Source organism: Stenotrophomonas sp. 05L44_2 (genome assembly GCF_056665995.1).
In genome coordinates, this window is sequence record NZ_JBFTNR010000335.1 from 1 (window position 1) to 4,485 (window position 4,485).

At 66.3% G+C, this 4,485-nt stretch carries 7 protein-coding genes; all 7 read left to right on the forward strand.

Annotated features, from left to right (window positions below):
- Nucleotides 1-133: HPF/RaiA family ribosome-associated protein (locus AC1VAN_RS12765; protein WP_480985922.1), on the forward strand; the 133-nt coding region annotated here is incomplete at its 5' end.
- Nucleotides 134-154: 21 nt separating this feature from the next.
- Nucleotides 155-607, forward strand: a complete 453-nt coding sequence (locus AC1VAN_RS12770) for a PTS sugar transporter subunit IIA (protein ID WP_032977285.1) — start codon at nt 155-157, stop codon at nt 605-607.
- Complete coding sequence (hprK, locus tag AC1VAN_RS12775; protein ID WP_004147299.1) at nt 604-1,554, forward strand: HPr(Ser) kinase/phosphatase; 951 nt, start codon at nt 604-606, stop codon at nt 1,552-1,554. Before AC1VAN_RS12770 ends, hprK begins: the two co-directional genes overlap by 4 nt.
- A gap of 27 nt (nt 1,555-1,581) precedes the next feature.
- Entirely contained in the window at nt 1,582-2,466 is an 885-nt protein-coding gene (gene rapZ / locus AC1VAN_RS12780) for an RNase adapter RapZ (RefSeq protein ID WP_032951584.1), read from the forward strand.
- Nucleotides 2,467-2,895: 429 nt separating this feature from the next.
- Complete coding sequence (locus tag AC1VAN_RS12785) at nt 2,896-3,288, forward strand: PTS sugar transporter subunit IIA (protein WP_025874023.1); 393 nt, start codon at nt 2,896-2,898, stop codon at nt 3,286-3,288.
- Nucleotides 3,281-3,550 carry an HPr family phosphocarrier protein gene (locus AC1VAN_RS12790; protein WP_025874024.1) on the forward strand — a complete coding sequence of 90 codons (270 nt, stop codon included), beginning with the start codon at nt 3,281-3,283 and terminating at the stop codon, nt 3,548-3,550. The genes AC1VAN_RS12785 and AC1VAN_RS12790 overlap by 8 nt, the downstream gene beginning before the upstream one ends.
- Nucleotides 3,551-3,552: 2 nt before the next feature.
- On the forward strand, nt 3,553-4,485 hold a 933-nt coding region (locus AC1VAN_RS12795; protein ID WP_480985921.1), incomplete at its 3' end, for a phosphoenolpyruvate-utilizing N-terminal domain-containing protein.

Consider the following 4,485-nt stretch of genomic DNA (forward strand, 5'->3'; position numbering starts at 1 on the left):
CGCTGAAGCCAATGCGCAGACCATGTATGCGGCGATCGACCTGCTGGCGGACAAGCTTGACCGCCTGGTGATCAAGCACAAGGAGAAAAAACAGCAGCACGCACCGCTGCCGGTGGGCGACAATGGTGGCTGATCGCCACCGCTCCCCGCAGACATGCCCCTGACTGACCTCCTGGCGGCCGTGCAGACCCAGCTCTGCACGGCCACCGACCGCGACAGCGTCCTGCAGGCCGCGGCCGGATTGCTGGCCTGCCGCCAGGCCAACGCCGAACAGATCTATCTCAACCTGTGCCAGCGCGAGGCGTTGGGCAGTACCGCGATCGGCTACGGCATCGCCATCCCGCATGGTCGTGCGCCGACCCTGGATCGCCCCCGTGGCGCGCTGCTGCGTCTGCAGACCCCGGTCGATTTCGGTGGTGACGAGCCGGTGGACCTGGTGTTCGCCATGGCCGTTCCCGCCCACTACACCCATCAACACCTGATGCTGCTGTCCGAGCTGGCCGAGCTGTTTTCCGCGCCCTGCATCCGCCAGGCGCTGCGCGAGGCCGGTGATGCACGGGAACTGCGCCAGGCCCTGGACCTGACCCCACCGGCGAGCGCCGCATGAATACCAGCATCACTGCCCGCGAACTGTTCGAACAGCAGCGAGAGCGGCTCGGCCTGCGCTGGGCAGCGGGCAAATCCGGCGAGAAGCGTGAGCTGGAGGCCGGCAATACGGTCTCGCGACGCCCTTCGCTGGCCGGCTATCTCAATGCGATCTATCCCAACAAGGTGCAGATCCTCGGTACCGAGGAACTGTCCTGGCTGGACGCGCTGGAACCACGCCAGCGCTGGGAAACCATCGAAAAGATCATGCAGTCGCATCCGCTGGCGCTGGTGCTGACCCGCAACCAGCCGTGCCCGGAAGACCTGCGCGCGGCCGCCGATGAATCCGGCACGCCGCTGTGGTTGTCACCCAAGCGCGGCCACGAACTGCTCAACCATCTGTCCTACCACCTGGCCCGGACGCTGGCGCCGCGGGTAATCCTGCATGGCGTGTTCATGGAGATCTACTCCATCGGCGTGCTGATCACCGGTGAAGCGGGATCAGGCAAGAGCGAGCTGGCCCTGGAACTGCTCAGCCGCGGTCACCGCCTGGTGGCCGACGACGCCCCCGAGTTCACCCAGATCGCCCCCGACGTGCTCGATGGCACCTGCCCGGAACTGCTGCAGGACCTGCTGGAAGTGCGCGGCCTGGGCGTGCTGAACGTGCGCGAGATGTTTGGCGACACCGCTGTAAAGAAGAACAAGTACCTTCGGCTGATCGTCCACCTGACCAAGCCGATGACCGAGCCCACCCCCCATGGTTACGAGCGCCTGACCGGCGACTCGGGCACGCGCCACGTGCTGGACCTGGACGTGCCGCTGATCACCCTGCCGGTGATGCCCGGCCGCAACCTGGCCGTCCTGACCGAGGCGGCCACCCGCCTGCACATTCTGCGTACCAAGGGTATCGACCCGGCGGCGATGTTCATCGCCCGCCACAGCAACCTGCTGGAACGGCGAACGCCCTGACCTCCCTGTCCTTCGAAGAGCCCGTCCATGAGCACCGTCATTCCCACCGCCCCGACCCTGATCATCGTCAGTGGCCTGTCCGGCTCGGGTAAATCCGTCGCCCTGAAGACCTTCGAGGACCAGGACTACTACTGTTCGGACAACCTGCCGATCCAGCTGCTGCCGGATTTCGTGCGCAATGTGCTGAGCCACCATGACGGCGCGGCATCGCGCCGGTTGGCGGTGGGCATCGACGTGCGTGGGCAGAGCGACCTGACCCAGTTGTCCAGCTGGCGGCAGCTGGCCACCGATGCCGGCGTCGACGCCAAGGTGCTGTTTTTCGAGGCCAGCGATGAAACGGTGCTCAAGCGCTACGCCGACACCCGCCGCCGGCACCCGCTGAGCCAGCTGGGCCTGTCGCTGCCCGAAGCGATTGCCCGTGAGCGCGAGCTGATCGCGCCGCTGCGCCGCGAAGCCGATGCGGTGATCGATACCAGTGCGTTGAACGTGCACCAGCTGCGGCGCCGGATCATCACTGAATTTGCGATGGGCCATGCCAGCCGCCTGTCGCTGCTGTTCGAATCGTTCGCCTACAAGCGTGGCGTACCGGCCGAGGCCGACTTCGTGTTCGACGCGCGCGTGCTGCCCAACCCGCATTGGGATCCGGAACTGCGTGCGTTGAGCGGCCGCGAACCCGGCGTGCGCGACTACCTGGAAGCGCAGCCGGATGTGCAGCGCTACCTGGCGCAGCTGATGGATTTCCTGGATACCTGGCTGCCCAAGCTGGGCGATGGCACCCGCAGCTATGTGACGGTGGCCTTCGGTTGCACCGGCGGCAAGCACCGCTCGGTGTTCCTGGCCGAACGCCTGGCCCGCCATGCGCGTGAGATGGGCTGGGAAGACGTGGCGACGTACCACCGCGAACAGGATTGAGGGGGTCGGCCGGGCTGCGCCCGGCACCCGCAGAAACCACGGCAACGTCAACAGCAACAGCCGAAGCAACAGCAACATCGGATTCCCTTGGWTGGCGAGGCGGTGTGGGCGCGCAGGACACGCCGTAAACCCATCCTTGGGGGCTCGATGGCGCCATCCATGGCGCCAACGGTCCTGCACCCCCACACCGCCCCGCCTCTGACAGATCGCGGCGGGTCGGAGTTGCACTGTGGGTAGGTGTCGACCTTGGTCGACACGGTAGATCCACGCCATGCGTGGATGAATCTCTGTCAGGCATCGAAAAAACGGATGGAGTCGGATCCCTTTTTCAACGAAAAAGGGCTCTGACCCGAACAACGCTGAATACGGGACACAGTGCCCCTCTCCTGCTGCTATCGCCAATTCACCTTGACCTGTTAACGTGCAGTAATGACCTGTGGCATTCTCCTCGTAACACATCCTGGGGTCGGGATCGCCCTGCTCGACGTGGCGACCCGGCTTCTGCGGCAGTTGCCGCTGAAGACCGAAGCTTTCGAAGTACCGTTCGACGCAGACCTGGATGCTCTGCTCCCGCTCGCCTCGGCCGCTCTGCGGCGGGTCGATGGGGGCGATGGCGTGCTGATCCTGACCGACCTGTACGGCGCCAGCCCTGCCAACCTTGCCGGGCAGCTGGCCCGGTTGGGGACCCCGGTTCGCCGGGTGTCGGCGCTGAGTCTGCCGATGTTGCTGCGGGTGATGAATTATCCGGAACAGGGACTGGATCAACTGCCCGCCACTGCGGCGGCGGGCACCCGTAATGGAGCGATAGTCGACGATGCTTGAACGAGAACTCACTGTGAGCAACCGCCTGGGCCTGCATGCCCGGGCCACCGCCAAGCTGGTGCAGACCCTGGCGCCGTTCCGCTGCAACGTGACCATGGCCGCCAAGGGCCGTGAGATCAACGCCAAGAGCATCATGGGCGTGATGCTGCTGGCGGCCGGGCAAGGCACGCCGGTCACCATCCGCATCAACGGCGAAGACGAAGTCGCCGCGATGGATGCGGTGGTCGACCTGTTCGAGCGTCGCTTCGACGAGGACAACTGAGCGTGCCGCGCGCGCGCGCCGGCCAAACCCCTACCGGCCAACGGCCGGTACAGCTGCTGGCCGGCCACGGCGCCGCCCGCGGCACGGCAATGGGCCGCGCCCGCGTGCGCCTGCCGCATGCACTGGAAGTAGCCGAACAGCGCGTCGCCCCCTCCCAGGTTGAATCCGAGCTGGCACGCCTGCATCGCGCCGTGGACGCGGCGCGCACGGAGATGCACGAGCTGCGCCAGCGCCTGCATGGCGCGCTGAACCAGGAAGTTGGCGAGTTCCTCGACCTGCATGCACTGCTGCTGGACGATCCCGAACTGCTGTTCGGCCTGGACGAACTGATCCGCAGTGGTCCCTACAGTGCCGGCTACGCGCTGCGCCTGCAGCGCGACCGCCTGGCCAAAGTCTTCGACGGCATGGACGATGCCTACCTGAAGAGCCGCATGGACGATCTCGACCATGTGATCGGGCGCATCCACGCGTTCCTGCAGCCGGAACGGCCCGCAGCGGTGAAGGGCCTGGCCGGCGAAATCCTGGTCTGCGACAACATCGCCCCTTCCGAGCTGGCCCAGCTKCAATCGCACGGTGTGGTCGGTATCGTCACCAGCGCTGGCAGCGCGCTTTCGCACAGTGCGATCCTTGCCCGCAGCCTGCACCTGCCGTTGATCGTCAGCGTGCCGCAGCTGCTGAACAAGGTGATCGACGGCGACGTGCTGATCATCGATGGCGCCGACGGCAGCATCACCGTCAACCCGCAGGCCGATAACCTGCGTGATTACCGGGCGCGCCTGAAGGAGCACGCACGCGAGCAGCGCGAGCTCGGCCGCCTGCGCAGCAAGCCCAGCCGTACCCGCGACCAGGTCGACATCGCACTGCTGGCCAACGCCGAATCGCTGGAAGATGTGACCCAGGCGCATGCGCTGGGCGCCCACGGCCTGGGCCTGTAC

Coding starts and splice junctions, on each gene's coding strand:
- AC1VAN_RS12770 (WP_032977285.1), top strand. CDS start 155: ATGCCCCTGACTGACCTCCTGGCGGCCGTGCAGACCCAGCTCTGCACG.
- hprK (WP_004147299.1), top strand. CDS start 604: ATGAATACCAGCATCACTGCCCGCGAACTGTTCGAACAGCAGCGAGAG.
- rapZ (WP_032951584.1), top strand. CDS start 1,582: ATGAGCACCGTCATTCCCACCGCCCCGACCCTGATCATCGTCAGTGGC.
- AC1VAN_RS12785 (WP_025874023.1), top strand. CDS start 2,896: ATGACCTGTGGCATTCTCCTCGTAACACATCCTGGGGTCGGGATCGCC.
- AC1VAN_RS12790 (WP_025874024.1), top strand. CDS start 3,281: ATGCTTGAACGAGAACTCACTGTGAGCAACCGCCTGGGCCTGCATGCC.